The organism is Isoptericola aurantiacus (genome assembly GCF_044769875.1).
Taxonomy (GTDB): domain Bacteria; phylum Actinomycetota; class Actinomycetes; order Actinomycetales; family Cellulomonadaceae; genus Isoptericola; species Isoptericola aurantiacus.
In genome coordinates this window covers 1,296,100-1,320,813 of record NZ_JBJBAE010000001.1, presented here as the reverse complement: position 1 = coordinate 1,320,813, position 24,714 = coordinate 1,296,100, and the positions used below count along the sequence as shown (strand labels likewise).

The following is a 24,714-nucleotide window of genomic DNA, read 5'->3' as shown; positions in this document are numbered from 1 at the left end:
CGGACACTCCGTGACCCGATCGCGACCCGGTGTCACTACAGTGACTTCACGTAACCCGCCCGAATCCGCCAATGGAGGCTCCCCCCGTGCCGACTGCTCCCGCTGGCACGCTCTACCGCGGCCGTGAAGGCATGTGGTCGTGGGTCGCGCACCGCGTGACCGGCGTGCTCATCTTCTTCTTCCTGCTCGTGCACGTGCTGGACACGTCGCTCGTGCGGGTCTCCCCGGAGGCGTACAACGCCGTCATCGGCACGTACCAGACGCCGATCATGGGGCTGGGCGAGGCCGGCCTGGTGGCCGCCATCGTCTTCCACGCCTTCAACGGCCTGCGCATCGTCCTGGTGGACTTCTGGGCGAAGGGCCCGCGCTACCACAGGGTGATGCTCTGGGTGGTGATCGGCCTGTTCGTCGTCACCATGGCCGGGTTCCTGCCCCGTCACCTGATGAACGTCTTCGGAGGTGGCCACTGATGAGCACCCAGACCGCGATCCCCACCCCTCGTTCGCCGTACGCGCGGCGCAGGACGACGCGCGGCAACTACGAGCTGTACTCCTGGGTCTTCATGCGGGCCTCCGGCGTCGTGCTCGTCGTGCTGATCTTCGGCCACCTGTGGATGAACCTCATGGTGGGCGACGGCGTGCACGCCATCGACTTCGGCTTCGTCGCCGGCAAGTGGGCCAGCCCGCTCTGGCAGGTCTGGGACCTGCTGATGCTGTGGCTCGCCATGATCCACGGCACCAACGGCGTGCGCACGATCATCAACGACTACGCCCAGCGGGACGTCACCCGCGGCGTGCTCAAGGGCCTGCTCTACCTGGCGTTCACGATCACCGTGGTGCTCGGCACCCTGGTCATCTTCACGTTCGACCCGTGCCCGCCGGACGCCCCGGCCGAGCTTCTCGCGTCGTTCTGCACGGCCTGAGCACGCGCTTCCCCCCAGCCCGCTGAACCACCACTCCCGCAGGAGGCATCGGAACCGATGCAGACCCACCAGTACGACGTCGTCATCGTCGGCGCAGGCGGCGCCGGCATGCGCGCGGCGCTCGAGGCCTCGAAGGGGGCCCGCACCGCGGTCATCTCCAAGCTCTACCCGACGCGCTCCCACACCGGCGCCGCCCAGGGCGGCATGTGCGCCGCCCTGGCGAACGTCGAGGAGGACAACTGGGAGTGGCACACCTTCGACACGATCAAGGGCGGCGACTACCTCGTCGACCAGGACGCCGCGGAGATCATGGCCAAGGAGGCCATCGACGCGGTGCTCGACCTGGAGCGCATGGGACTGCCGTTCAACCGCACGCCGGAGGGCCGGATCGACCAGCGCCGGTTCGGCGGGCACACCCGCAACCACGGTGAGGCCGCCGTGCGCCGCGCGTGCTACGCCGCCGACCGCACCGGCCACATGATCCTGCAGACGCTGTACCAGAACTGCGTCAAGCAGGACGTCGAGTTCTTCAACGAGTTCTACGTGCTGGACCTCCTGACGGACCACGACCTGACGACCGAGGACATCGAGGACGGTGCCGAGGTCAACGCCACCGGCGTCGTCGCCTACGATCTCGCGACGGGCGAGATCCACGTGTTCCGGGCCAAGGCGATCATCTTCGCCACCGGCGGCGCGGGCAAGATCTTCAAGACCACCTCCAACGCCCACACGCTCACGGGCGACGGCATGGCGCTGGCGTACCGGCGGGGCCTGCCGCTGGAGGACATGGAGTTCTTCCAGTTCCACCCCACGGGTCTGGCCGGCCTGGGCATCCTGCTCTCCGAGGCGGCCCGCGGCGAGGGCGGCATCCTGCGCAACGCGGACGGCGAGCGCTTCATGGAGCGCTACGCCCCCACCATCAAGGACCTCGCCCCCCGCGACATCGTCGCCCGCTCGATGGCCAACGAGGTCCGCGAGGGCCGTGGCGCCGGGCCGAACAAGGACTACGTCCTGCTCGACCTGACCCACCTCGAGCCGGCGCACATCGACGCGAAGCTGCCGGACATCACCGAGTTCGCCCGGACCTACCTCGGCATCGAGCCGTACACCGAGCCGGTCCCCGTCTACCCGACGGCCCACTACGCCATGGGCGGCGTCCCGACGAACATCAAGGGCGAGGTCCTGCGCGACGGGCACAACGTCGTCAAGGGCCTCTACGCCGCCGGCGAGGTCGCCTGCGTGTCGGTGCACGGCTCGAACCGGCTGGGCACCAACTCGCTGCTGGACATCAACGTCTTCGGCAAGCGCTCCGGCCGGTCCGCCGCCGCCTACGCGCAGACGGTCGAGCAGCACCTGCCGATCCCGGAGGCTCCCACCGCCCGGGTCGAGGCCCAGCTCGCCGAGATGCGTGACCGCCCCGAGGGTGAGCGGGTCGCCGAGGTGCGCAAGGCCCTGCAGGAGACCATGGACGCCAACGCCCAGGTCTTCCGGACGCGGGAGTCGCTCGAGCAGGCGGCCTCCGACATCCGCGAGCTGCAGAGCCGCTACCGCAAGGTCTCCGTCCAGGACAAGGGCACGCTGTTCAACACCGACCTCCTCGAGGCCATCGAGCTGGGCTTCCTGCTCGACATCGCGGAGGTCACCGTCGTCGCCGCGCTCAACCGGCGCGAGTCCCGTGGTGGGCACTACCGCGAGGACTACCCCGACCGCGACGACACCAACTACATGCTGCACACGATGGCGTACCGCCGTCCGACGTCGGCCCCCGACGCCGCCGACGGGCACGTCGAGGGCTACTTCGACCACGTCGAGGACTTCGGGGACTACAAGGTCGTCCTCGGGTCCAAGACCGTCACCCAGACGCGCTACGAGCCGATGGAGCGGAAGTACTGATGACTGCTGTTGCTGAGAAGTCGGCGGACTCCGCCGCGACCGAGTCGTCGGCGGGCGAGATCCCCACCTTCGACGTCACGATGAAGATCCGCCGGTACAACCCGGAGGTCTCCGCCGAGGCGTACTGGGAGGAGCACACCGTCACCGCGCACGGGACCGACCGCGTGCTCGACGCCCTGCACAAGATCAAGTGGGAGCTGGACGGGTCCCTGACGTTCCGCCGCTCCTGCGCCCACGGCGTGTGCGGCTCGGACGCGGTGCGGATCAACGGACGCAACCGGCTGGCCTGCAAGACGCTGCTGAAGGACGTCAACCCGGACAAGCCGATCACCGTGGAGCCCATCAAGGGCCTGCCCGTGGTCAAGGACCTCGTGGTCGACATGGAGCCGTTCTTCGCCTCCTACCGCGAGATCATGCCGTTCCTCATCACCTCCGGGAACGAGCCCAGCCGCGAGAACATCCAGTCGCAGGCCGACCGGGACCGGTTCGACGACACGACCAAGTGCATCCTGTGCGCCGCGTGCACGTCGTCCTGCCCGGTGTTCTGGACCGACGGGCAGTACTTCGGCCCGGCGGCGATCGTCAACGCGCACCGGTTCATCTTCGACTCCCGCGACGAGGGCGCCACGCAGCGCCTGGAGATCCTCAACGACAAGGAGGGTGTGTGGCGCTGCCGCACGACCTTCAACTGCACCGAGGCCTGCCCGCGCGGCATCGAGGTGACCAAGGCCATCCAGGAGGTCAAGCGGGCGATGATCACCCGCGCCTTCTGAGTCTGACAGCCGGCCCGGTGCCGAGACGCTGCGCACGATCGCGTTCACGCGCCCCAGGGGGCGCTCCACTTCGGGGATGACGACCGTGCGCAGCGTCTCGGCACCGGGCTTCGTCGTCGCCCTGGCCCGCCGGTCCACCGCCCGCTGCTGAGCACTCAGAAGGCGTGGATGCCGCGCCGGATGCCGCGCACCACCGGGCTGTAGGGGCGTCCGGACCCCGCCCCCTGGCGCACGAGGCGGTCGACCTCCTGCTCGTGACGCAGCGCGACGAGCTCGGCGTCGGCCCGGGCGACCTCGTCCATGCGCGGCGGGTCGTACATCCAGGCGCAGATCATGAGCAGCATCCGGGACAGGAAGTTGGCCAGCACCAGGATCGTGCCGATGGTGACGAACGAGCCGAGCACGATGTTGCTCGACACGCTCGAGGTCACCAACGACGTCCCGGCGTAGCGCAGCGCACCGGAGACGAGCCCCGCCAGGAGGCACCCGATCACGAGGTCGCGGGTGCGCCGTGGCCGCACCTGCCCGACGACGCGGACGATCAGGTACACCACGACGGCGTCGAGCACGACGGCGACCCCCAGGCTGCCGAAGCGAAGAAGCTCGCCGAGGGCCTGGGAGTCCCCGAACCAGTTCTCGAGCTGCGTCTCCACCGTGGTGGCCAGGATGCTGGCCGCCGCCGACACGAGGATCATGCCGCCGAGGATGACGAACCCGACGAGCTGCCAGACCTTGGCCATCACCGGGTTCACGCCCACGACGGGGGCGTCGAACATCGAGCGGATCGAGTGCCGCAGCGCGCCCATGAAGCTGATCGCCGTCCAGAGCAGCACGCCGGCGGCGATGATCGTCGTCGTCGACCAGAAGTTGTCGACGACGAGCTGGTCCGACAGCTCCTCCGGACTGATCAGGTTGTCGGGGCCGGTGCCGACGACGCCGGGCAGCCACAGGTCGATCTGCTGGAGCACCTCGTCCATGAGCTCTTCCCGGCTGCCCAGGACGGCCGAGAAGATCGTGAACCCGATCGTCAGGCCGGCGCCGATCGCGAAGAGCGCGGAGTAGGAGATCCCACCCGAGAGCAGGTTGCCGCGGCGTGCCATGTACCACTGCACGGCGCGCACCTCGCGGCGGTCCCTGACCCAGCCGACCACGCGCACCGCCAGGGTCTGGAGTCGATCGACGCGTCCGGCCACGGCACCGACCCTAACCGCGGAGGGCCTGGTCGGCAGGCTCGCCGCTCGGGGTCGTCGCAGGCCGCAGGATGTCGCCGGGGCGCTCACCGACGGGTGCGCTCGTCGGTACGGCGCGGTTCAGCCCGGGGTGCCCGTCAGCTCGAAGGACCGCTGGGGCCGCCACACGCCGTCGTCGCCGTGCTCGTACTGCCAGATGCGGTCGACCTCGAACACGGCCTCGAAGTCGCTCATCGCCTCGAAGGCCCGGTCCATCGCCTGCTCCGAGACCTCGTGCGCGACGGTGACGTGCGGGTGGTAGTTGAACCGCAGCTGCTGGGCGAGGACGCCGGAGCGCGTCTGCTCCTCCAGGAGCTCGCACTCCGCGATGCCCTCGGCCAGGGCCACGAACACGACCGGGGAGATCGGCCGGAACGTCGCGGTGCCGCGCAGGTGGACCCGGAAGGGGGCCGTCTCGGCCGCGACCTTCTGCAGGTGGTCGGCGACCGCCGGCAGCAGCGAACCGTCGACGACGGTCGGGCCGATGACGGTGATGTGCGGCGGGATCACCTCGGCCAGCGGGTCACCGACGTCGGCGCGAGCCTGCTGGAGCCGCGAGGCGTACGGCTCCGGCACGGCGACCGCGATGCCGATGCGCACCTGCTCGGGACCACGGGCCGGCAGGTTCACCGCGTCCCCCGGGGCAGCAGGCCGAACCGGTCGAAGTACCGCGCACGCACCCCGCTCGCGATCTCCCGCGCACGTTCCGCGCCGTCGTCCAGCACCTTGTCGAGCTGCGCCGGGTCCGCCAGGTAGGTGTTGGCCCGCTCCTGGAACGGCTCGAGGAACGCCACGACGGCGTCGGCCAGGTCGACCTTGAGGTAGCCGTAGCCCCGGCCGTCGTACTCCGCCGCGACGTCGTCGACGCTCCGCCCGGTCACGGCGGAGAAGATCGTCAGCAGGTTCGAGATGCCCGGCTTCTTCTCGCGGTCGAAGTACACCGCGTAGGACTCGTCGGCGTCGGTGACGGCGGACTTGACGGCCTTGGCGGCCTTCTTCGGGTCCTCGAGCAGCCAGATGACGCCCTTGCCCCCCGCGTTCGACTTCGACATCTTCGCCGCGGGGTTCTGCAGGTCCTGGATCTTGGCGGTCGAGGACACGATGTGGGCGTCGGGCACCACGGCCGTGCCGGCACCGAACCGGGCGTTCAGCCGCACGGCCAGGTCACGCGTGAGCTCGAGGTGCTGGCGCTGGTCCTCACCGACGGGCACCAGCGCCGCGTCGTAGACCAGGATGTCCGCCGCCATCAGCACGGGGTAGGTGAACAGACCGACCGTGGTGCCCTCGGTGCCCTGCTTGGCGGACTTGTCCTTGAACTGGGTCATGCGCCCGGCCTCGCCGAACCCCGTCTGGCAGCTCAGCAGCCAGGCGAGCTCGGCGTGCTCGGGCACGTGGGACTGGACGAACAAGGTCGAGCGTGCCGGGTCGACGCCACCGGCCAGGTACTGCGCCGCCGTCGCACGGGTCCGCTCGCGCAGCGCGGCTGGCTCGGGGTTGACCGTCAGGGCGTGCAGGTCGACGACGCAGTACAGGGCGTCGTAGTCGTCCTGCAGCGCGACCCACTGCGTCAACGCGCCGAGATAGTTCCCCAGGTGCAGCGACGTGTCGGTGGGCTGCATGCCCGAGAGGATGCGGGGGCGGGACGCGGTGGGCGTGCCCGGGACGGTGGCGGCGGACATGGTGCTCATCCTGACAGGTCGGTGGGGTGCGGCGGAAACGGCGTCGGACGGGTGGCGCCCGGCAGGTCCGGTCTCACGTGGCCTCGTCGTCGTAGGGCGCCGGCGCGCCGGGTACCGGCGGCGTGGCCGCTGCCGTCGCCGCGGCGGAACCCGTGGCAGCCTGACCTGGCCCACCCGGGGGCCGTGGGGCCGTGCGGGGCGCCGGGTCGTCGTCGAGGAGGGCCTCCTTGACGATGCGGCGCGGGTCGTACTGGCGGGGGTCGAGCTTCTGCCAGTCGACGTCGCGCAGCTCGTCGCCGAGCTCGGCGTCGACCCGCGCCTTCGCGTCACGCAGGTAGCCCTTGCCGTGGCGGACGAGGGCGCCGAGCTGGGCGGCGTAGCGCGGCAGGCGCTCGGGGCCGATCAGCACGAGCGCCAGCACGACGATGACGACGAGCTCACCGCCGTTGATCCCGAAGAAACCCACGACCGACAGCCTAGCCCGCGTCCGGTGGGGCCACGGTCAGGTCCCCGGTCATGTGCCCGAGGACTCCTGGAGCACCACGCGCACGTCGCGCTCCTCCTCGCCGGACCGCACGCGCAACGTGACGGCGTCGCCCGGCTGCCGCGCCCGGATCGCCACGATCAGCTCGTCGCTGCGGGAGACGGGCCGGCCGTCGATCTCCAGGATGACGTCACCGGCCCGGATCCCGGCCAGGTCGGCCGGCCCGTCCGGGGTGACCGGCGGGTTGCCCTGCTGGCTGTCCTCGGCGACCTTGACGCCCTCGCCGCCGTAGCCGGTGTCGAGCAGGACACCGATCACGGGATACGTCGCCGTCCCGGTCTCGATGAGCTGTTCGGCGGTGGTCCGTGCCTGGTTCGCGGGGATCGCGAACCCGAGGCCGATGCTGCCCGTCGCCTGCATGGCGCCCGGGGCCTGGGCGATCGCCGAGTTGATGCCGACCACCTGGCCGTCGGCGTCGACGAGCGGTCCGCCGGAGTTGCCGGGGTTGATCGCCGCGTCGGTCTGGATGGCGTCGATGAAGGCGGTGGTCGCCTGGTCCCCGGCCTGCACGGGTCGGTGCAGCGCGGACACGATGCCGGAGGTCACGGTGGAGTCGAGGCCCAGCGGCGCGCCCACGGCCAGGACCTCGTCCCCGACCACGACGTCGTCCGAGTCGCCCAGCACGAGCGGCGTGAGCCCGTCGGCGTCGATCTTGACGACGGCCAGGTCGTAGTCCGTGGTCAGTCCGACGATCTCGCCGGGGTGCTCGCTGCCGTCGGACAGGACGACGACGACCTCGCCGTCGTCACCGCCGGCGCCGGCCACGTGAGCGTTGGTCAGGACGTAGCCGTCCTCGCGCAGTACGAACCCCGAGCCGGTCGCGCCGGCTCCGTCGTCACCGGCGACCTCGAGGGAGACCACCGAGGGCAGCACGTCGGCCGCGATCGAGGCGACGGACCCCGCCGGCCGGGACAGGTCGGCGCCGTCGCCCTGGCCGTCCGGCGCGACGGGCAGGTCCGCCTCGACAGGGGCGTCCTGCGACCCGCCGTCGGACACCCGGTTCCCGACGACGCCTCCGACCAGACCGGCGACCAGGGCGAGCACCAGGATCAGCGCGGTCCGGGCGCCGCCGCCCCGGGCGCCCGACCGCGCGGTCGGGGAACCCGGGCCCGACGGTGCGTCCGTCGGACCGTGCTGCACCGGACCGGGTCGCACCGAGGCGAAGGGCGCCGGGGAGGCCGACGGCCCGGGGTAGGCCGGGTACGTCCCGGTCGGCCTCGCCGCCGGCCTCGCGTCCACCGCCGGACCGTCCGCCGCCGGACCGTCCACCGACGGCGGGACCGAGGACGGCGGGCCCGGTGGTGGTGCGACCGGCGGCGTCCCCGCGCCCGCAGCGGTGTGCGGGGCCGCCGGAGGCCCCTGCGGTCGGCGGGCGGGCGGTTCGGGGGTGGCGAAGAGGTCGGTCGGGTCCTGGGACGTCATGGGTGGGCGAGCGCTCCTGTCACGGTGGACCAGCCCCGGGTGATCCGGGGCAGGACCCCGGCATCGTAGGCACGGTCCGGGAAGGCCGCGACCACGTCCACCAGGACGTCCTGAGGCACGTCGGTGGTGACCTCGACGACGACGTCCCCGGACTGCCAGGCGACGTGCCAGGGGTCGCGGGTGAGGACGACGGGGCCGTCGCGGCCCTCGACGGCGAGGTGGGCGTCCCCGACGTCGCCCAGACGGCCCCGCAGCTCCCGCACGACGACGGGACCGTCCGGCCCGGTCAGGTCGATCTCGACGACGTCGTCCGCGGTGCGCACCGCGGCGACCTCGTAACCTGCCGGGAGCTGCGAGGGCGCCACGAACCCGGCCGCGTCGAGACCGGAGACCGTGGCCGTCCCGGTGCTGGCGTCGGAGGCGAGGGTGGTCAGGGCCGCCGCACGGGACGGGTCGGGCGAGACCACCGGAGCCTGCCCGAGCACGAAGAGGGCGCAGCCGACGACGCCGGCGCCCCCGACCCCGACCAGGGCGACCCGGCGGCGGCGCCGACGGCGCGCGGCCGCGGCGACGTCACCGGTGAGGGTGGGCTGCCACGCCTCCGGCGAGGACCACGTGGTGTCCCGTTCGGGGGCGCGCAGCGGATCGCCCTGGGCCGACGGGATCGTCGCCGACAGCGCGAGGAGGCGTTCGGTGAGGTCCGGAGCGGCAGCGACGTCGCGAGCACCCGCCAGGTGCCGGCGCGCCGCCCGTGCCGTCTCCAGCTCGGCGGCGCAGACGGCGCAGGCAGCCACGTGCGCCAGCGCGCGCTCGGTGTCCTGCGGCCCCAGCTGGCCGTCGGCCAGCGGGCTGACCCAGTCCCCGAGGTGCCTGGTCACCGGCCCACCTCGCCCCGCCGGTGCTCAAGCGCGTCACGCAGCTGCGCACGAGCACGGTGGATCCGGGAGCGCACGGTCCCGATCTTGATGCCCAGGGTGACCGCGATCTCCTCGTAGCTGAGCCCCTCGATGTCGCACAGCACCACGGCCGCCCGGTACTCGGGACGCAGGGCGTCCAGGGCGGCCTGCACGTCGTGGTCCAGGTGCGCGTGCTCGAAACCCCGCTCGGGGCGCGAACGGTCGTCGGTCGCCTCGACGCGGGACACGTCCTCGCCCAGCGCCTCGAACCGGATGCGCTTCTTGCGGCGCACCTGGTCGAGGAAGAGGTTGGTGGTGATGCGGTGCAGCCAGCCCTCGAACGTGCCCGGCGTGTAGCTCGACAGCGAGCGGAACACCCGCAGGAACGTCTCCTGCGTGAGGTCCTCGGCGTCCTGCTTGTCCCCCGTGAGCCGGTACGCCAGCCGGTACACGCGCGCGGAGTGCTCCCGGACGATCTCGTCCCAGGTGGGCGGCACCCAGGGCGCGGCGGTCTCGGTGCGGGCGGAGGTCTCGGTCATCACGGCCATCGTCCCATGCGAACGTGTGAGCGACCTGAAGGGTTCCCACGTACGATCGGCGCAGCAATCAAGGGGGCCTCCATCTTCATCGGGACCGGTGCCCACGACGGACCGCGAGCCGCCTGGGACTTCAGCGAGTCGTTCCTCGTCGAGGACGACACGCTCCTGCGTGCCCGGGCCCGGGGCGCGGAGCTCGGCAGCCCCGCGGTGTCGGTCGCCACCGGTGCGCTGCTGCGCACCGTCGCGGCGGCGCTGCAGGCCCGTGCCGTCGTCGAGCTCGGCACCGGCAGCGCCGTGGCGTCCCTGTGGTTGCTGCGCGGCATGGCGGACGACGGGGTCCTGACCACCATCGACGCCGACGCCGCCCACCTGCGGGCCGCCAAGGTGGCGTTCGCCGAGGACGGGGTCCCGGCGCACCGGACCCGCACGATCGCCCGCCCGGCGCTCGACGTCCTGCCCCGACTCACCGACGGCGCCTACGACCTCGTCGTGGTCTCGGGCGAGCCGGCGGTCCTGGGCGCCTACGTCGAGGCGGCGGTGCGGCTGCTGCGTCCCGGCGGGATGCTGGCGCTCACCGACGCGCTGCTCGGTGGCCGGGTCGCGGACCCGGCGCTGCGCGACGAGTCGACGTCGCTCGTGCGGGAGACCACGCTGGCCGTGCGCAGCGACGAGAGGCTGGTCCCGGCGATGGTGCCCGTCGGCGACGGCGTGCTGCTGGCCGTGCGGCGGTAGCGACGCCGGCGCTTCGCAGCGGCGCTTCGGAGCCTTACTGCCGGGGCTCTCCCGGGCACGTCCCGTCGGACCTCCGGACGCACGACGGGCGCGGAGCGGGTGGTCCCGCTCCGCGCCCGTCGACCGTCCGGTCGGGGTCGCCACGCCCGCGACGTCGTGCCCGTCCGGCCGGTGCCGGACCTGCTCGACGTGCGGCGTCAGCCGACGACGGCCTGGAGGGCGTCGCCCAGCTCGCCGGCCTCGGTGGCGTTCAGCTCGACCACCAGGCGACCGCCGCCCTCGAGCGGGACACGCATGACGATGCCGCGTCCCTCCTTGGTGACCTCGAGCGGCCCGTCGCCCGTCCGCGGCTTCATCGCAGCCATGTGTGGCTCTCCATTCCGTTGTCCGGTTCCTCGACCCCAGCACCCGCACCGTCGCCCCGGCAGCGGGTCGGCGCCGCCGGCACGGCCACGCAGGGTGAGGTGCGACTCACCATTCTACCGTCGGCGCAGGACTGGCCTGGTCATCCCAGGCCTCGCAGCGCCGCGCGGGGCGGCGTCTCGTCCCGCACGGCCGCGACCATCTCCAGGACCTGACGGGTCGCGGCGACGTCGTGTGCCCGGAACACCCGCGCCCCGTGCCAGGCCGCCAACGCGGTCGCGGCCAACGTGCCCGGCAGGCGCGCGTCCGGTGGCAGGTCGAGCGTCTCGCCCACGAAGTCCTTGCGGCTCAGCGCCATCAGCAGCGGGTGGCCCAGCCCGGCCAGCACCTCGGTGCGACGCAACAGGTGCAGCGAGTGCCAGGTGTTCTTGCCGAAGTCGTGGGTGGGGTCCACCAGCACCGACGACGGCGGCACCCCGGCGGCGACGGCCCGCGCGGCCCCGCGGCGCAGCGTGGACACCACGTCCCGGGTGACACCGTCCCGCGGGTCGTCGAGGAGGTCCTCGACCGGGTCGGCCACCTCCACCGGCTCCTCCGGGTCACGGTCGTAGGCCACCCGGTAGGGGTCCGTGCGGGGCTGCGCGCCGCCGGTGTGGGAGCAGACCACCCCGACCCCCGCCGCGCCGGCCACCTCGACCAGCTCCGGGTCGTGGCCTGCCCACGTGTCGTTGATCAGGTCCGCACCGGCATCGATCGCCACCCGGGCGACCCCGGCGCGCCAGGTGTCCACGCTCAGCAGCAGGTCCGGGACCTGGCGGCGTACCTCGGCGACGAACGGCACCACCCGGTCGACCTCCTCGGCCTCGCTCACCTCCGGGCCCGTCCCGGCGCGCACGCCACCGACGTCGAGGATCGCGGCGCCGTCGGACCAGGCCGCGTGCGCCGCCGTGAGCGCGGCGCCGTCGTCCACGAGCCGGGCCGGGGCGTAGAAGGAGTCGCTGGTGCGGTTGACGATCGCCATGACCACCGGCCGCAGGACACCACCGGCGTCACGGCCGACCTCGCGGCCCCGCAGCACGAGCGGTGCGCCGGCGGGTGGGATCACGCCCGGAACTCGGCCGCGAGCGCCCGCCCGCGCTCGACGACGTACGCCACGGCGTCGTCGGCGGAGTCCGTCAGGTGGAGCAGGTCGAGGTCGGTGGGGCTGACCATGCCCCGGTCGACGACGGCGCTGCGCACCCAGTCGAGCAGCCCGCTCCAGTACTCGGTCCCGACCAGGACGAGCGGGAACCCGGTGACCTTGTGGGTCTGCACCAGGGTGATCGCCTCGAAGAGCTCGTCGAACGTGCCGAACCCGCCCGGCAGCACGATGAAGCCCTGGGCGTACTTGACGAACATGGTCTTGCGCGCGAAGAAGTACCGGAAGCTCACCCCGCGGTTGACGTACTCGTTCATGCCCTGCTCGAACGGCAGCTCGATGCCCAGCCCGATCGACGTGCCGCCGGCGTCGTGCGCGCCCTTGTTCGCGGCCTCCATGATCCCCGGACCGCCCCCGGTGATCACGGCGTACCCGGCCTCGACCAGCCGGCTGCCCACGTCGATGGCCAGCTCGTAGTCCGGGTGGTCCGGGCGCGTGCGGGCGGAGCCGAACACGGAGACCGCCGGGCCGACCTCCGCGAGCGCGCCGAACCCCTCGACGAACTCCGCCTGGATGCGCATCACCCGCCACGGGTCGGAGTGCACCCAGTCGCTGCCGTCACCGGGGGCCAGGAGGCGCTGGTCGGTGGTCGTGTCCGGGATCTCGGTGCCTCGCAGCAGGACGGGTCCCTTGCGGTAGCCACGGCCCGTCTGCTGGACGCCGTCGTCGGTGCGCTCGCTCATGGGGCGAGCCTAGGCGCCCAGCAGCCAGGACCGCAGCGCGTCGCGGCACACCGCGAGCTCGGCGACCGGGACGCGTTCGTCGTCGGCGTGGGCGAGCATCGGGTCGCCGGGCGCGAAGTTCACCGCGGGGATGCCCAGCTCGGCGAAGCGGGCGACGTCGGTCCACCCGAACTTGGGGCGCGGCTCCCCGCCGGTGCGGGCGAGGACGGCGGCGGCGAACTCGGCGGCCAGGGGGTCGTCCAGCCCGGGCCGCGCGGCGGGCGAGGCGTCGGTGACGGTGATCTCGAAACCGTCGAAGAGCTCGCGCAGGTGCGCCTCGGCCTCGGCGAGGGTGCGTGAGGGCGCGAACCGGTAGTTGACCGTAACGGTGCAGGCGTCGGGGACCACGTTGCCCGCGATCCCGCCCGAGATCCCCACGGCGTTGAGGCCCTCGCGGTAGAGCAACCCGTCGACCTCGACCTCGGCCGCCTCGTAGCCGGCCAGGGTCGCGAGGATCGGCGCGGCGCCGTGGATGGCGTTGCGGCCCCGCCAGGACCGGGCCGAGTGCGCCGCGACGCCCCGGGTGCGCACGTCGACGCGCAGGGTGCCCTGACAGCCGCCCTCGATGCCCGCCGACGTGGGCTCGCCCAGGACCGCGAAGTCGCCGGCGAGCAGCTCGGGGCGGTGACGCACCAGCCGTCCTAGCCCGCTCTTGGTGGCCTCCACCTCCTCGTGGTCGTAGAAGACGTAGGTGAGGTCCGCGGTCGGTTCGCTGCCGGGCCGCCCGAGCTCGACGGCGAGCGCGAGCATGACGGCGATCCCGGCCTTCATGTCCACGGTGCCGCGGCCCCACAGCTCCCGGTCGTCGCCGACGCCAGTCAGGCGCGTGGGCAGGTTGGGCGGGTCGGTCAGGGGCACGGTGTCGAGGTGCCCGGCGAGCACCACGCGCCGGTCGCGGCCGAGCTGCGTGCGCGCCACGAGGGCGTCGCCGTCGCGGTCGAGGCTCAGGTGCGGCTGGTCGCGCAGGAGCGCCTCGACGGCGTCGGCCAGCGCCGTCTCGTTCCCCGAGACCGACTCGACGTCGCAGACCGCGGCGAGCAGGTCCACGAGATCGGACCCCGCCAACGTAGCGGGGTCGACGAGGTCGACGAGGGTCCTGACGGGCGGCGGAGGCATGCTGGTCACCCGCTCATCGTGCCACCTGGCGCCGATAGGCTGGTGCCATGACGACGCCCACCCCCTCCACCCGTTCCGCGTGGGGCCTCGGCCTCGCGACCGTGGCCGACGACGGCACCACGCTCGACGTCTGGTACCCCGAGCCGCGGCTCGGGGAGGCGCCCGACGACGTCGACGTCCCCGCCGACCTGGCCGCCCTCACCCTGCGGGACGACGCCCGGCGCGTGGACGCCTCGGTGGTGCGCACCGAGATCGACCTCGACGCCCCGCCCGCGGACACCGCCGACGCCTACCTGCGCCTGCACCTGCTCTCGCACCGGCTCGTGGCGCCGCACGGCCTCAACCTCGAGGGCCTGTTCGGCACGCTCACCAACGTCGTGTGGACCACCCACGGCCCCTGCGCCGTCGAGGGCTTCGAGCTCACCCGCCTGCGCCTGCGCGCCTCCACCGGCAAGCCCGTGGCGGTGTACGGCATCGACAAGTTCCCCCGCATGGTCGACTACGTGGTGCCCTCCGGGGTGCGCATCGCGGACGCCGACCGCGTCCGGCTCGGCGCCCACCTGGCCGCCGGCACCACCGTCATGCACGAGGGCTTCGTCAACTTCAACGCGGGCACGCTCGGCGCCTCGATGGTCGAGGGTCGGGTCTCGGCCGGCGTCGTCGTCGGTGACGGCTCGGACGTCGGCGGCGGGGCCTCGATCATGGGAACCCTGTCCGGCGGCGGCAAGGAGATCATCTCGCTCGGGGAGCGCTGCCTGCTGGGGGCGAACGCCGGGCTGGGCATCCCGCTGGGTGACGACTGCGTCGTCGAGGCCGGCCTGTACGTCACGGCGGGCACCAAGGTCACCGTGCTCGGCGAGATGGGCGAGGACGGCGAGCCTCTCGCGGTCAAGGCCCGCGACCTCGCCGGCCGCGACGGTCTGCTCTTCCGGCGCAACTCCCGCACCGGCGCCGTCGAGGTGCTCGCCCGCCGCGGCACCGGCATCGAGCTCAACGCCGCCCTGCACGCCAACTGATGGCCCGACGGCGCGGCGCGGCCCGCTCGGCGGGTGCCGTCGCCGTCGTCCTGGCGGTCGGCGTCACCGCCGTCGCGGGCGTGGTGCTGTTCCTGTCCTCCCGGGACCCCGCGCCCGCCCGCGAGGTGTGCGCCGCGCGGCTCGACGGCGCCGAGCACGCCCTGTCTCCGATCCAGGCACAGAACACGGCGATGATCGTCGGCACGTCGGTCCGGCGCGGGCTGCCGGCGCGTGCGGCGACGATCGGGGTGGCGACGGCGATGCAGGAGTCCCGGATCGTCAACATCGACTACGGCGACCGCGACTCGGTCGGGCTGTTCCAGCAGCGACCGTCCCAGGGCTGGGGCACGGTCGAGCAGATCATGGACCCGCTGTACTCGACCGGCGCGTTCTACGACGGGCTGGTCGAGGTCGACGGCTGGGAGTCGTTGGAGGTCACCGACGCGGCGCAGGCCGTGCAGCGCTCCGCGTTCCCGCAGGCGTACGCCCAGCACGAGGAGATGGCCCGCGCGTGGGCGTCGTCGCTCACGGGCCACTCCCCCGGTTCGGTGACGTGCGACCTGCCCTCCGTGACGGAGGGTGACCCGGCGGGGGCCGCCGGCGCCACGGACCTCACCGACCGCCTGGTGCGCGATCTCGGTCTCCCGCAGGGCAGGACGGCCTCGATCGGCACGCCGGCGGGCGACGGCAGCGTCACGGTCGGGATCGACGCCACCGCGCTGCCGTACGACGACGTCACCCGATCCACCTGGGCGGTGGCGCACTGGGCGGTCGCCACGGCCGCGGCCACGGGCGTCACCGAGGTGCGGGCGGACGACCAGGTCTGGACCCGCCGGGCGGCGCAGTGGTCCTCGGTCGACGAGCGGGATGTCCCCGCCCCCGGAACAGTCGAGGTCACGGTCGGCGCCGCGGGGTAGGCAAAACTCCCGCGAGGTAGGCAACACTCCCGCGGGGTAGGCACGACCGACACGACGAAGACCCTCCCCGGACACCGGGAAGGGTCTTCGTGGAGGACGCGCCTGCTACCTGGCGAGCATCGTGCCTACCTCGGCAGGAGCCGGCCTACGTGGGCAGGAGCCGGCCTACGGGGGCAGGAGGCGGCCTACCTCGGCAGGGTCAGCGGTTCTCGACCGGGACGTAGTCGCGCGCGGTCGGCCCGGTGTAGATCTGGCGCGGGCGGCCGATCTTCGTCTGCGGGTCCTTCGACATCTCACGCCACTGGGCGATCCAGCCGGGCATGCGCCCGAGCGTGAACAGCGGCGTGAACATGGCCGGGGAGAACCCCATCGCCTTGTAGATCAGTCCGGTGTAGAAGTCGACGTTCGGGTAGAGCTTGCGCTCCACGAAGTAGTCGTCGCTCAGCGCGATCTCCTCGAGGCCCCGGGCGATCTCCAGCAGCTCGTCCTTGGCGCCGAGCTCGTCCAGGACGGCGTCCGCGTGCTTCTTGACGATGGCGGCCCGCGGGTCGTAGCTCTTGTACACGCGGTGGCCGAACCCCATGAGCCGGACGCCGTCCTCCTTGTTCTTGACCTTCTTCATGAAGGTCTCCACGGAGTCGTCGCCGGACCGGATGTTCTCGAGCATGAGCAGCACGGCCTCGTTGGCGCCGCCGTGGGACGGCCCCGACAGCGCGTTGATGCCGGCCGAGAGGGAGGCGTAGAGCGTCGCGTTGGACGACCCCACGATGCGCACCGTCGAGGTGGAGCAGTTCTGCTCGTGGTCGGCGTGCAGGATGAGCAGCTTGTCCATCGCCGAGACCAGCGTCGGGTTGGCCTGCCACTCCTCGTACGGCCGGGCGAAGGTCATCCGCAGGAAGTCGTCCACGTAGCCGCGGGCCGCGTCCGGGTAGAGCAGCGGCTCGTCACGCATGGCGCGGTGGACGTAGGACGTGATGGTGCGGATCTTGGCCAGGATGAGCACGGTCGCGAGCTCGACGGCCTCGTCGTCGTGCGGGTCCAGCGACTCCGGGTAGTACGTGGCCAGCGCGTTCACGGCCGAGGCCATGATGGCCATCGGGTGGCCGCCGCGCGGGAACGTGCCGAGGAAGGTGCGGAACGCCTCGGGCACGAGCGTGTGCCGGTTGATGCGGCCGGTGAAGGCCTCCAGCTCGGCGGCCGAGGGCAGCTCGCCGTGGATCAGCAGGTAGGAGACCTCGAGGAACGACGAGCTGTCCGCGAGCTGCTCGATCGGGTACCCGCGGTAGCGCAGGATGCCCTGGTCGCCGTCGATGTACGTGATGGTCGACTCGCAGGAGGCCGTGTTGGTGAAACCGGGGTCGACCGTCACCATCCCGGTCTCCTTGAGCAGGGACGAGACGACGATGCCGTCGTTGCCCTCGGTCGCCGGCACCACCGGCAGCTTGCGGCCGGTGCCGTCGACGGTGAGCTCGACCGTGGCGGTCTGCTGGGTGGACGTCATGTCTTCCTTCCCTGACGGGCCCCGGCACCCCGGCGTCGGGGTGCGGTGGGCACGTGAACACGTGGCGATGTCACGGACTACCTGACGGGTCCGCCTGGGCGGAATCACAGGGCAGCCTCGGCCTGCGGATGAAACTACCCCTCAATCCCATGCGGTTCCAATCCCCGCGTCAAGACGCTGTGATGCGTCCCACAGCAGCGGTCACGGCGTCGTCGGACGCCGTGAGGGCGATGCGGACGTGGTGGGCACCAGCAGCACCGTAGAACTCCCCCGGTCCCACCAGGATGCCCCGGTGGGCGAGTTCCCGCGCGAGGTCGCGCGACGTCGGTCCGGCGCGCCCGTCGGCACGCTCGCCCGCGCCGTCGTCGGCGCGCCGCGTCCACAGGTAGAGCCCCGCCTCGCTGCTGTCGACGGCGTAGCCCGCCGACCGCAGGGCCGGCAGCAGCGCCTCGCGACGACGGCGGTAGCGCTCGCGCTGGGCCGCGACGTGCTCGTCGTCACCCAGGGCCGCGATCATGGCGGCCTGCACGGGCGCGGGCACGATCATCCCCAGATGCTTGCGGGTGGCCACCAGGTCGCCCACGAGCGCCGGGTCCCCCGCGACGAACGCCGCCCGGTACCCGGCGATGCTGGACTGCTTGGACAGCGAGTAGGCGACCAGCAGCCCCTCGGTGGACCCGCCCGTCACCCGCGGGTCCAGCAGGCTCGGCACCCGGCTGGTGCCGCCGCCACCCACCCACGGCGCGTCCCAGGGCAGCTCGGCGTAGCACTCGTCCGACACGACGACGGCACCGATCTCACGGGCCGCCGCGACGACGGAGCGCAGGTGGTCGACGCCGGCGACCGCTCCGGTGGGGTTGGACGGTGAGTTGACCCACACCAGACGCACGTCCGACCGCCCGGCCCACGCGGCGACGTCGTCGGCGGGCAGCGGGGTGGCCCCCGCCAGCCGCGCACCGACGTCGTAGGTGGGATAGGCGATCTCCGGGTGGACGACGACGTCGCCGCCGCCGAGCCGCAGCAGGCTCGGCAGCAGCCCGACGAGCTCCTTGGACCCGACGGTGGGCATGACCCCGGCCGGGTCCAGGTCCGGCACGCCGCGGCGCCGTGCGAACCAGTCGGCCACGCGTTCGCGCAGCGCTGCGGTGCCGTACGTGAGCGGATACCCCGGGGCGTCCGACGCCGCGGCGAGCGCCTCGCGGACGACCCGCGGCGTCGGGTCCACGGGTGTGCCGACCGACAGGTCGACCATGCCGCCCGGGTGCGCGGCCGCCGTCGCGCGGACGTCGGTCAGCGTGTCCCAGGGATAGGGCAGGTCACGCAGGTCGGCGAAACCCATCCGGCGGACCGCTCAGGCCTGCGGCGGCAGGCCGGCGATCATCGGGTCGTCCTTCTCGATGACGCCCATCTTGGCGGCACCGCCCGGGGAACCCAGGTCGTCGAAGAACTCGACGTTCGCCCGGTAGTAGTCCTTCCACTCCTCGGGGACGTCGTCCTCGTAGTAGATGGCCTCGACGGGGCACACCGGCTCGCAGGCGCCGCAGTCGACGCACTCGTCCGGGTGGATGTACAGGGAGCGGGAGCCCTCGTAGATGCAGTCCACGGGACACTCCTCGATGCACGCCCGGTCCTTGACGTCGACGCACGGCTGAGCGATCACGTAGGTCACTGCAGTTACCTTCCTCAGGACGGGCGGGTGGAGCGAGGCTCCGGTCTATCGGGGGGTCACTCTAGTATCGCTCAGGTGGGAACCAGTCATCCGCACCCCGGATCGTCCGCCTGGCGAGACTGGCCGGCGGGCACGCGCTGCGTGGTGCGGCGTCGTCTTCCGCCCTGCGACGGCAGCGGCAAGCGGTGGACCGACGTCATCGGCGTCGTGCTCGCCGTCGCCGCGGACGGGGTGATGCTGCGCCGCGACCCTGCGCGGGAGTCCGCCTCCGACGCCGGGACCGAGGTGCACATCCCGGCCGCCGAGATCGAGGCGGCCCGGCCGTTGCCGCCCCGGCCGGAGCGCCGCCGGCGGAGCTGAGACATCGCTCACGGCCACCAGGGGCGATCGGCGGCCCTCGTCGCCGGGGCCGGCGCGGCCTACCTGGCGGCGATCCGGCCTACCTCGCGGGGAGTCGCTCTACCTCGCGGTGAGCCGGGCCGAGCCGGCCGCGACGTCCAGCCCGACGACGACGTCGCCGGCGCGGCACCGCTCGAGCAGCACGGCCGGCCAGTCCCCGGTCAGCGGCACGACGTCGGTGGCACCCTCCGTGCCCGGCGCCGCGTCCACGGGGCCCGCTGCCGCCCCCGCGTCCACGGGGCCCGGTCGGCCCCGACCGCGGACGTCGTCGGCGTCGTGGAAGAAGCCGTGCACCGACCCGTTGGACTCCAGGGCAGCGACCACCAGCTCCAGGTCGCGCACCACCTTGCGCAGGACGGGGGCCACCCAGGCGCCGTTCTCCGTGACCATCGCCTCGGTCCGCGCCGGGTCCGTGTACGCCACCCGCGTCCCGTCACGGAAGCTGCCCGCCGCGAGGCGCAGGGCGACGTCGCGTACCGGCGCACCCGCCACCGCGTTGAGCAGCTGGGTCGCCAGGACGTGCGGCACGTGGCTGACCAGCGCCGCCGCCTCGTCGTGCACGTCGTCGCTCAGCAGCACCGCGCGCCCCGCGCAGGGACCCGTCACCAGCCCGAGCACGGTGGCGAGCCGGTCACGGTCGGGCTCCACCGCGGCGTCCACCGTGACCGCCCACGTGGCGCCGTCGAGCAGCTCGGCGTCGGAGGCGTCGAAGCCGCTGTGCTCGGTGCCGGCCATCGGGTGCGCACCCACGAACCGGCGCCCCAGGCCCGCCGCGACGGCCGCCGCCCGCACCGGGCCCTTGACGCTGCCCACGTCCGTCACCGTGGCGTCCGGTGGCGCGTGCCGAGCCACCTGCTCGGCCACCGACGGCATCGCCCGCAGCGGTGCGGCGAGCACCACGAGGTCCGCGCCCGTCACGCATCCGGCGACGTCGTCGGCGACCGTCAGCCGCTCCCGCCGCGCAGCGGCTCGCGTGCCCGCGGAGACGTCCGTGGCCACGACGTCCACGCCGCGCGCGGACAGCAGCCGCACCAGCGACCCGCCGATGAGCCCCAGCCCGACGACGGCCACCCGGCCCGGCGTCGAGGCACCCGGCGTGGCGGAGCTCGGCGTCGAGGAGCCCGGCGTGGCGGAGCTCGGCGTCGAGGAGCCCGGCTCGGCGGCGCTCACCACAGCAGCCCCGCGTCCAGGGCGTCGCCCGCGTCCGACGCCCGCACGCTGCCCGTGGGCGCGTGGTCGGCCAGCGCCCCGTCGAGGCCGCCCTCCCCCGGCGCCGCGGCGTAGGCGCCGAGCACCTTGAGGGCGTCACCCGCCGCCAGCAGGTCGGAGAACAGCTCGCGCACCGCCGTCGACCACGGGGGCGCGTCCAGGGTCACGACGAACACGTACTGGCCCTCGCGGGCCTTGAGCGGCCGGGTGACCAGGCTCGACATGTTCACGCCCCGCCCCCCGAACGCGTCGGTCACCCGGGCGAGCACCCCCGGACCGGTGACCACCGGCGTGATCGCCAGCATCGTGCGCCAGGAGGCCCCGCCGTCGGCCGCCTCCCGGGCGGCCAGGCGCTCCCGCGCACCGGCACGCCGACCCAGCACCAGGAACCGCGTGCGCGCCCCCGCGAAGTCCTCCACGCGCTCGGCGTAGGTCTGCAGTCCGTAGAGCTCCCCGCACAGCCGCGGCCCGAACGCGACCTGGTGGTCGCCCACGTCCCGGCACGCCGCGGCGTTCGACGGCGCCGGCACCGGCTTCAGGCCGCGACGGGCCACGAAACGCCGGCACTGCGCCAGGCCGTGCGGATGCGCGGTGGCCTCGGACAGCGCACCGTGCCCGGGCCGCACGAACGCGTCGAAGGACACGTCCAGCACCACCTCGTCGACGGCCACCACGTCAGGGCTGGCCAGCAGGGCGTCCAGGGACGGCACGACGTAGCCCTCCACGGAGCTCTCGATGGCCACCACACCGGCCTCGGCCCTGCCTGCCGACACCGCGTCGTGCACGGCCGTCACGTCGCCGTACGGGACGGCCTCCGCCGGCTCCGGCGCGGCGGCGTCCGACCAGGCGCGCACGGCCTGGTGCGTGAACGTCCCCTCCGGGCCGAGGTAGGCGATCCTCATGCTGCGGGCCACCACCGGGGTGCCAGGGGGTCCGGCCCGGGCTCGAAGCCGTCACCGGGCAGCACCGCGAGCGTGCGGTGCGCGACCGACCGTCCGTCGAGCTCGTCCACCAGGGCGTCCAGCACCGCCACGTCCGGGCACCGGAACGAGGTGAAGAAGACGTGCGGGCCCGACGCCGACGGGTGGCTGCGCAGGTGCTGCAGGTCCACCCCGGCGTCCGCCAGGAGCGCCAGCGTCTGCAGCAGCGAGCCCCGGTGGTCGTCCGACGGGCCGAACGCCAGCCACACCTGGGCCGGGGCCGTGAACCGCGGCCACGCCCGGCGGGCCTCCAGCAGCCCGTACCAGACCGGCCCGCCGGCGCCCAGGCGCTCGCTCCCGGGAACCTCCACCCAGCCCGCCGGCACCCGGGACCGTTCGACCACGAGCGACCCCTGCTCCCCGGCGAGCGCCGCCCGCTCCTCCACCGAGGTGGCGGTCGGCACGAGTCGCGGGGAGACACCCATGGGTCGCAGGACGTCCGCGCAGTCCCGCACCCCCGCCTCGTCGACGACCACCTGACCCCCGACCACACCGGGGGGCGCGACCCAGACCCACTGCGGCTCCACGGGCACCGCGGCCGTCAGCAGCAACGTCGGGTCTCCCGCCAGCAGCGCCTGCTCGAGGGCCGGCGACGGCTGCTCGGGATGGCCGACGTGCACGACGGCGGCCAGGTCGTCGATGCTCGCCACCGTCGCCAGGGCCTGCGCGGTGGTGCCGAGGTCGAGCAGCTCCGTCGACTCGTCCAGGACGGCCGAGACGACCGGCGAGCCCGGGGCGACGCCCGACCAGCCCGCCCCCTGGGCGGCCAGCGCGGCGTGCGCCGGAGACTCGCGCGACGTGCGTCCCAGCATCAGTCACCACCCTTGCCGGAGCAGCTCACGGCGTCGTCGGGCTTGTACCGCCAGAAGTCCGACTCGTCCTTGACCAGGTCGCCGTCGTGGTAGACCTTCCGGTACACCGTGATCGCGAACCCGTCCTCGCCGCCCGGGTAGGGCTCGCAGTCCGGGCTGCTCGACTTGTCGACCGTCTTGACGGGCACGACGTCCTGCTTGCCGGAGTCCGAGGCCTTGACCTCGTAGTACTTCGTGGACCAGATCTTCACGTACAGCCGGCCACCGGAGACGTAGCTCTGCATCAGGGCGCCGTAGGGCGTGTCGTTGTGGAACTTCATGTCGATCGAGCCGACGTAGATCGTCGACTCCCGGCCGGCGGGGTACCGGCTGAACCAGTAGCTGTGCTGGCGGTGCGCGACGTCGTCGAAGCCCGCGAAGAACCCGGCGTTGTACGACGTCGTGGCCATCTGGGACAGGCCGCCGCCGACGGCGTCGCTGTGGATGCCGTTGTTGACCACACCCGCCGCGAAGAAGCCGTTCGAGACCTCGATCGGCGACAGCGTGTCGACCAGGGAGAACGTCTCGTCCGGCTTGACCAGGGTGCCGTTGACGAGCTCCGCACCGCGCACCAGGTTCTTGGTGCGGATCGGCTCGCTGGTCAGCGGGGTGGAGAACTCCGAGACGATCTCCTTGACGCCCAGCTCCTCGAGCGAGGCCCGGGAGTCCTCCGGGTCCTCCTCGACGAGCTTGACGTCCGCCGTGCGCTCGTCCGCGGACAGCGCGGCCGGACCGACGGCGTCGGCGACCTGCTGCGGGTCGAGGGTGGTGCCGGTCTGTCCGCCCACGATCGTGGGCTTGCCGTCCGAGAACTCGAAGTGGGCGTTGTCGGGCTCCTGCAGCAGGTCGTTCGTCCGGTCGACGATCGCGCTGGTGAGCCGGTCGCCGTCGAACCGCGCGGTCAGCTCACCGTCCTCCGGGGAGAACGAGGTCGCCCGGGCCAGCACGCGCGCCGGGAGCTCCGGCTTCTGTCCGCCCACCGTGGCGGTCACCGCGGCGGAGACGACGGTCTCGGCCTCGGCGAGCGCCGCGTCGGTGTCCGCCTGGTCGATCGCCGGCGGCACCGGCTCGGTGGGCAGGTCGACCGGGCCCGAGGTGACCAGCCATGCGTCCACGATGGCGTCGTCCGCGTCCCCGGTCACGACCTGGGAGCCGTCGACGGCCTTCGTGGCGACCGCCTCGCCGTCGGCGAACCGCACCGTCCCGTCCACCGGTTCCGTGGCCAGCGAGGCGCTCACCTCGGTCACCGCGGCCGTCAGCGCGGCCCGGTCGGTGTCCACGACCGGCTCCACCTCGCCGCCGCCCGCGACGTGCTCGATGAGCCGCGCCGGGCTCAGCGAGAACCCCGTCAGACCCTCGACCGTCGCCGCGGAGTCCAGGCTCAGCCCGGACTCCGCCGGGTCGAGCGTGCTCGTGGCGTCCCCCGCGCGGACCGTGATCGGCTCGGCCGCCCGGGGCCCGAGGCCGGCGTCGAGCGCAGCCTCCGCCTCCTGGGTGCCGAGGTCGCCGATGTCGACGCCGGCGACCGTCGTCCCCGGCGGGACGGTGTCCGCGACGAGCCACTGCGCTCCCACGTAGAGCCCGGCGAGCACGACGACGCCGGCGAGCACGCCCAGGAGCACCTTCGGGGCGCGGCTCGGTGCCCCGTCACCGCTCAGGCCCTCCAGCGGTGTGCCCGCACCACCGGCCGGCGGCGCCGGCGCTCCCGCAGCGGGCTGCGACCCCGGGGCCGAGGCCGGGACGGCCGGGATCGCCTGCGTGGCGGCCGTCGACGACGCGGCGCCCGGAGCGGCCACGGTCCCGAGGATGCGGCGCTGCTCGTAGGCGCGCACCCGCGGCTGGTACGGCGACTCGTCGTCGTCGTCGGATGTGGCGTTCGGCGCCGGATCGACGGGCTCGGGTGCGGGACCGGGCGCGGGTGCTGGACCAGGCTCGGCCGCCTGACCGGGCTCGGGTGCCGGGCCCGGCGCAGGCTCGGCCGGCTCCTGGGCCTGCGGACCCGGCGCCGGCGAGGACTCACCGTTCGGCACCTCGTCACCCTGCGCGGGCACGCTCCCGTCACCCTCCGTCGGCCGCTGACCCATCGACACGCTCCGTGCTGGTCTCGTGGGGGCCCGTCGACCCCCGGGGACGTCCTCGGCGTG

General features: G+C 73.2%; 26 protein-coding genes. 8 read left to right on the top strand and 18 right to left on the bottom strand.

Annotated features, from left to right (window positions below):
• The first annotated feature begins 71 nt into the window (after positions 1–71).
• The 4 genes from sdhC to ACIQLL_RS05920 are packed head-to-tail and all read left to right on the top strand — an operon-like array spanning position 72 to position 3,588.
• Positions 72–470, top strand: coding sequence for a succinate dehydrogenase, cytochrome b556 subunit (sdhC, locus tag ACIQLL_RS05935; protein WP_402464300.1), 399 nt, complete (start codon positions 72–74; stop codon positions 468–470).
• On the top strand, positions 470–922 hold the full coding sequence (locus ACIQLL_RS05930; RefSeq protein WP_402464298.1) for a succinate dehydrogenase hydrophobic membrane anchor subunit: 453 nt from the start codon (positions 470–472) through the stop codon (positions 920–922). The genes sdhC and ACIQLL_RS05930 overlap by 1 nt, the downstream gene beginning before the upstream one ends.
• Before the next feature lie 57 nt (positions 923–979).
• The gene (gene sdhA / locus ACIQLL_RS05925) at positions 980–2,815 is read left to right on the top strand and encodes a succinate dehydrogenase flavoprotein subunit (protein WP_402464296.1); all 1,836 of its coding nucleotides are present in this window, start codon (positions 980–982) and stop codon (positions 2,813–2,815) included.
• The gene (locus ACIQLL_RS05920) at positions 2,815–3,588 is read left to right on the top strand and encodes a succinate dehydrogenase iron-sulfur subunit (protein WP_402464294.1); all 774 of its coding nucleotides are present in this window, start codon (positions 2,815–2,817) and stop codon (positions 3,586–3,588) included. The genes sdhA and ACIQLL_RS05920 overlap by 1 nt, the downstream gene beginning before the upstream one ends.
• Before the next feature lie 155 nt (positions 3,589–3,743).
• Here the strand turns inward: ACIQLL_RS05920 and ACIQLL_RS05915 are convergent, their stop codons facing one another.
• The 7 genes from ACIQLL_RS05915 to sigE form a co-directional block, all read right to left on the bottom strand.
• Complete coding sequence (locus ACIQLL_RS05915; protein WP_402464292.1) at positions 3,744–4,781, bottom strand: YihY/virulence factor BrkB family protein; 1,038 nt, start codon at positions 4,779–4,781, stop codon at positions 3,744–3,746.
• A gap of 117 nt (positions 4,782–4,898) precedes the next feature.
• A complete protein-coding gene (locus ACIQLL_RS05910; RefSeq protein ID WP_402464290.1) occupies positions 4,899–5,447 on the bottom strand; it encodes a 2'-5' RNA ligase family protein in 549 nt (182 codons plus the stop codon).
• The gene (gene trpS, locus ACIQLL_RS05905; protein WP_402464288.1) at positions 5,444–6,496 is read right to left on the bottom strand and encodes a tryptophan--tRNA ligase; all 1,053 of its coding nucleotides are present in this window, start codon (positions 6,494–6,496) and stop codon (positions 5,444–5,446) included. Before trpS ends, ACIQLL_RS05910 begins: the two co-directional genes overlap by 4 nt.
• Positions 6,497–6,569: 73 nt before the next feature.
• Entirely contained in the window at positions 6,570–6,962 is a 393-nt protein-coding gene (locus ACIQLL_RS05900) for a Sec-independent protein translocase family protein (RefSeq protein WP_402464286.1), read from the bottom strand.
• A 48-nt stretch (positions 6,963–7,010) separates the two neighbouring features.
• Positions 7,011–8,462 (bottom strand): S1C family serine protease, encoded by a 1,452-nt coding sequence (locus tag ACIQLL_RS05895; RefSeq protein ID WP_402464284.1) that lies wholly within the window; start codon positions 8,460–8,462, stop codon positions 7,011–7,013.
• The gene (locus tag ACIQLL_RS05890; RefSeq protein WP_402464283.1) at positions 8,459–9,340 is read right to left on the bottom strand and encodes a zf-HC2 domain-containing protein; all 882 of its coding nucleotides are present in this window, start codon (positions 9,338–9,340) and stop codon (positions 8,459–8,461) included. The genes ACIQLL_RS05895 and ACIQLL_RS05890 overlap by 4 nt, the downstream gene beginning before the upstream one ends.
• Complete coding sequence (gene sigE, locus ACIQLL_RS05885) at positions 9,337–9,897, bottom strand: RNA polymerase sigma factor SigE (RefSeq protein WP_402464281.1); 561 nt, start codon at positions 9,895–9,897, stop codon at positions 9,337–9,339. Before sigE ends, ACIQLL_RS05890 begins: the two co-directional genes overlap by 4 nt.
• A gap of 15 nt (positions 9,898–9,912) precedes the next feature.
• Here sigE and ACIQLL_RS05880 point away from each other — a divergent pair, with 15 nt between their 5' ends.
• Positions 9,913–10,629 (top strand): O-methyltransferase, encoded by a 717-nt coding sequence (locus ACIQLL_RS05880; protein WP_402464279.1) that lies wholly within the window; start codon positions 9,913–9,915, stop codon positions 10,627–10,629.
• A 197-nt stretch (positions 10,630–10,826) separates the two neighbouring features.
• On the opposite strand, the gene ACIQLL_RS05875 is transcribed toward ACIQLL_RS05880, so the two are convergent.
• The 4 genes from ACIQLL_RS05875 to dapE form a co-directional block, all read right to left on the bottom strand.
• Positions 10,827–10,994, bottom strand: coding sequence for a DUF3117 domain-containing protein (locus ACIQLL_RS05875; RefSeq protein ID WP_191827694.1), 168 nt, complete (start codon positions 10,992–10,994; stop codon positions 10,827–10,829).
• 140 nt (positions 10,995–11,134) lie between these two features.
• Positions 11,135–12,097, bottom strand: a complete 963-nt coding sequence (gene folP / locus ACIQLL_RS05870) for a dihydropteroate synthase (RefSeq protein ID WP_402464277.1) — start codon at positions 12,095–12,097, stop codon at positions 11,135–11,137.
• Positions 12,094–12,873 (bottom strand): LOG family protein, encoded by a 780-nt coding sequence (locus tag ACIQLL_RS05865; protein WP_402464275.1) that lies wholly within the window; start codon positions 12,871–12,873, stop codon positions 12,094–12,096. Before ACIQLL_RS05865 ends, folP begins: the two co-directional genes overlap by 4 nt.
• 9 nt (positions 12,874–12,882) lie before the next feature.
• Entirely contained in the window at positions 12,883–14,028 is a 1,146-nt protein-coding gene (gene dapE / locus ACIQLL_RS05860) for a succinyl-diaminopimelate desuccinylase (RefSeq protein WP_402464636.1), read from the bottom strand.
• A 47-nt stretch (positions 14,029–14,075) separates the two neighbouring features.
• Between dapE and dapD the strand changes: the two genes are divergently transcribed.
• Together dapD and ACIQLL_RS05850 are read left to right on the top strand one after the other, a co-directional pair.
• Positions 14,076–15,044 (top strand): 2,3,4,5-tetrahydropyridine-2,6-dicarboxylate N-succinyltransferase, encoded by a 969-nt coding sequence (dapD, locus tag ACIQLL_RS05855; protein WP_402464274.1) that lies wholly within the window; start codon positions 14,076–14,078, stop codon positions 15,042–15,044.
• A complete protein-coding gene (locus ACIQLL_RS05850; protein ID WP_402464272.1) occupies positions 15,044–15,961 on the top strand; it encodes a hypothetical protein in 918 nt (305 codons plus the stop codon). The genes dapD and ACIQLL_RS05850 overlap by 1 nt, the downstream gene beginning before the upstream one ends.
• Before the next feature lie 199 nt (positions 15,962–16,160).
• Here ACIQLL_RS05850 and ACIQLL_RS05845 read toward each other — a convergent pair whose 3' ends face one another.
• The 3 genes from ACIQLL_RS05845 to fdxA all read right to left on the bottom strand — a co-directional run bounded on the left by ACIQLL_RS05845 (position 16,161) and on the right by fdxA (position 19,131).
• Positions 16,161–17,462: a citrate synthase gene (locus ACIQLL_RS05845; RefSeq protein ID WP_402464271.1), complete on the bottom strand. Its 1,302-nt coding sequence runs from the start codon at positions 17,460–17,462 to the stop codon at positions 16,161–16,163.
• A gap of 169 nt (positions 17,463–17,631) precedes the next feature.
• On the bottom strand, positions 17,632–18,801 hold the full coding sequence (gene dapC / locus ACIQLL_RS05840) for a succinyldiaminopimelate transaminase (protein ID WP_402464269.1): 1,170 nt from the start codon (positions 18,799–18,801) through the stop codon (positions 17,632–17,634).
• 12 nt (positions 18,802–18,813) lie between these two features.
• Positions 18,814–19,131, bottom strand: a complete 318-nt coding sequence (fdxA, locus tag ACIQLL_RS05835) for a ferredoxin (protein WP_402464266.1) — start codon at positions 19,129–19,131, stop codon at positions 18,814–18,816.
• A 75-nt stretch (positions 19,132–19,206) separates the two neighbouring features.
• On the opposite strand from fdxA, the gene ACIQLL_RS05830 reads away from it, so the two are divergent.
• Positions 19,207–19,491, top strand: a complete 285-nt coding sequence (locus tag ACIQLL_RS05830) for a DUF6725 family protein (RefSeq protein WP_402464265.1) — start codon at positions 19,207–19,209, stop codon at positions 19,489–19,491.
• A 99-nt stretch (positions 19,492–19,590) separates the two neighbouring features.
• Here the strand turns inward: ACIQLL_RS05830 and ACIQLL_RS05825 are convergent, their stop codons facing one another.
• From ACIQLL_RS05825 to ACIQLL_RS05810, 4 genes are read right to left on the bottom strand one after another with little or no spacing between them, the layout of a single operon-like run.
• The gene (locus ACIQLL_RS05825) at positions 19,591–20,700 is read right to left on the bottom strand and encodes a prephenate dehydrogenase (RefSeq protein WP_402464263.1); all 1,110 of its coding nucleotides are present in this window, start codon (positions 20,698–20,700) and stop codon (positions 19,591–19,593) included.
• Complete coding sequence (locus ACIQLL_RS05820; protein WP_402464261.1) at positions 20,697–21,641, bottom strand: prephenate dehydratase; 945 nt, start codon at positions 21,639–21,641, stop codon at positions 20,697–20,699. The genes ACIQLL_RS05825 and ACIQLL_RS05820 overlap by 4 nt, the downstream gene beginning before the upstream one ends.
• Positions 21,638–22,531 carry an ACT domain-containing protein gene (locus tag ACIQLL_RS05815; protein WP_402464259.1) on the bottom strand — a complete coding sequence of 298 codons (894 nt, stop codon included), beginning with the start codon at positions 22,529–22,531 and terminating at the stop codon, positions 21,638–21,640. Before ACIQLL_RS05815 ends, ACIQLL_RS05820 begins: the two co-directional genes overlap by 4 nt.
• Positions 22,531–24,654 (bottom strand): VanW family protein, encoded by a 2,124-nt coding sequence (locus ACIQLL_RS05810; RefSeq protein WP_402464257.1) that lies wholly within the window; start codon positions 24,652–24,654, stop codon positions 22,531–22,533. The genes ACIQLL_RS05815 and ACIQLL_RS05810 overlap by 1 nt, the downstream gene beginning before the upstream one ends.
• Positions 24,655–24,714: the final 60 nt, after the last annotated feature.

Bases quoted from the DNA above. Each gene is read 5' to 3' on its own strand.
- ACIQLL_RS05880 (WP_402464279.1), top strand. From the start codon at position 9,913: ATGCGAACGTGTGAGCGACCTGAAGGGTTCCCACGTACGATCGGCGCA.
- ACIQLL_RS05820 (WP_402464261.1), bottom strand. From the start codon at position 21,641: ATGAGGATCGCCTACCTCGGCCCGGAGGGGACGTTCACGCACCAGGCC.
- ACIQLL_RS05850 (WP_402464272.1), top strand. From the start codon at position 15,044: ATGGCCCGACGGCGCGGCGCGGCCCGCTCGGCGGGTGCCGTCGCCGTC.
- sdhC (WP_402464300.1), top strand. From the start codon at position 72: ATGGAGGCTCCCCCCGTGCCGACTGCTCCCGCTGGCACGCTCTACCGC.
- sigE (WP_402464281.1), bottom strand. From the start codon at position 9,897: ATGACCGAGACCTCCGCCCGCACCGAGACCGCCGCGCCCTGGGTGCCG.
- dapE (WP_402464636.1), bottom strand. From the start codon at position 14,028: ATGCCTCCGCCGCCCGTCAGGACCCTCGTCGACCTCGTCGACCCCGCT.
- ACIQLL_RS05815 (WP_402464259.1), bottom strand. From the start codon at position 22,531: ATGCTGGGACGCACGTCGCGCGAGTCTCCGGCGCACGCCGCGCTGGCC.
- ACIQLL_RS05865 (WP_402464275.1), bottom strand. From the start codon at position 12,873: ATGAGCGAGCGCACCGACGACGGCGTCCAGCAGACGGGCCGTGGCTAC.
- trpS (WP_402464288.1), bottom strand. From the start codon at position 6,496: ATGTCCGCCGCCACCGTCCCGGGCACGCCCACCGCGTCCCGCCCCCGC.
- ACIQLL_RS05930 (WP_402464298.1), top strand. From the start codon at position 470: ATGAGCACCCAGACCGCGATCCCCACCCCTCGTTCGCCGTACGCGCGG.
- dapC (WP_402464269.1), bottom strand. From the start codon at position 18,801: ATGGGTTTCGCCGACCTGCGTGACCTGCCCTATCCCTGGGACACGCTG.
- ACIQLL_RS05875 (WP_191827694.1), bottom strand. From the start codon at position 10,994: ATGGCTGCGATGAAGCCGCGGACGGGCGACGGGCCGCTCGAGGTCACC.
- ACIQLL_RS05920 (WP_402464294.1), top strand. From the start codon at position 2,815: ATGACTGCTGTTGCTGAGAAGTCGGCGGACTCCGCCGCGACCGAGTCG.
- ACIQLL_RS05895 (WP_402464284.1), bottom strand. From the start codon at position 8,462: ATGACGTCCCAGGACCCGACCGACCTCTTCGCCACCCCCGAACCGCCC.
- ACIQLL_RS05845 (WP_402464271.1), bottom strand. From the start codon at position 17,462: ATGACGTCCACCCAGCAGACCGCCACGGTCGAGCTCACCGTCGACGGC.
- ACIQLL_RS05810 (WP_402464257.1), bottom strand. From the start codon at position 24,654: ATGGGTCAGCGGCCGACGGAGGGTGACGGGAGCGTGCCCGCGCAGGGT.
- sdhA (WP_402464296.1), top strand. From the start codon at position 980: ATGCAGACCCACCAGTACGACGTCGTCATCGTCGGCGCAGGCGGCGCC.
- dapD (WP_402464274.1), top strand. From the start codon at position 14,076: ATGACGACGCCCACCCCCTCCACCCGTTCCGCGTGGGGCCTCGGCCTC.